The sequence below is a fragment of the Acidovorax cavernicola genome (genome assembly GCF_003581445.1).
In genome coordinates this window covers 1-769 of the sequence record NZ_QXMN01000290.1, presented here as the reverse complement: position 1 = coordinate 769, position 769 = coordinate 1, and the positions used below count along the sequence as shown (strand labels likewise).

At 64.5% G+C, this 769-nt stretch carries 1 protein-coding gene; it reads left to right on the top strand.

Translation table 11 applies throughout. The features are described 5' to 3' along the window. A partial coding sequence (locus tag D3H34_RS33210; RefSeq protein WP_205736878.1) for a VCBS domain-containing protein occupies positions 1-769 on the top strand: 769 nt, incomplete at both ends.

Sequence of the window (769 nt, the reverse complement as noted above, 5' to 3'; positions counted from 1 at the left end):
GTCACCATCAACGGCAGCAACGACGATCCGACCATCGGCGGCGCGGCGACGGGCGCGGTCACGGAAGACGGCACTACCACGATCAGCGGCGATCTGACCAAGGCCGATGTCGATACCAACGACACCCACACCTGGGAGGTCAGCAATAACGGCCAGGGCGAGTACGGCACCTTCTCGGTCGACGGCTCAGGCCGGTGGACCTATGTGCTGGACAACGACAACACCCTGGTGCAGGCGCTGGCCGAGGACCAGCAGGTGAGCGACATCATTACCGTGACCGTAAGCGACGGCAAGGGTGGCAGCGCGACGCAACAGGTGACCGTCACCATCAATGGCAGCAACGACGATCCGACCATCGGCGGTGCGGCGACGGGCGCGGTCACGGAAGACGGCACGACCACGATCAGCGGCAATCTGACCAAGGCCGATGTCGATACCAACGACACCCACACCTGGGAGGTCAGCAACGACGGCCAGGGCCAGTACGGCACCTTCTCGGTCGACAGCACAGGCCGGTGGACCTATGTGCTGGACAACGACAACACCCTGGTGCAGGCGCTGGCCGAGGACCAGCAGGTGAGCGACATCATTACCGTGACCGTGAGCGACGGCAAGGGTGGCAGCGCGACGCAACAGGTGACTGTCACCATCAACGGCAGCAACGACGATCCGACCATCGGCGGCGCGGCGACGGGCGCGGTCACGGAAGACGGCACTACCACGATCAGCGGCGATCTGACCAAGGCCGATGTCGATACCAACGACACCC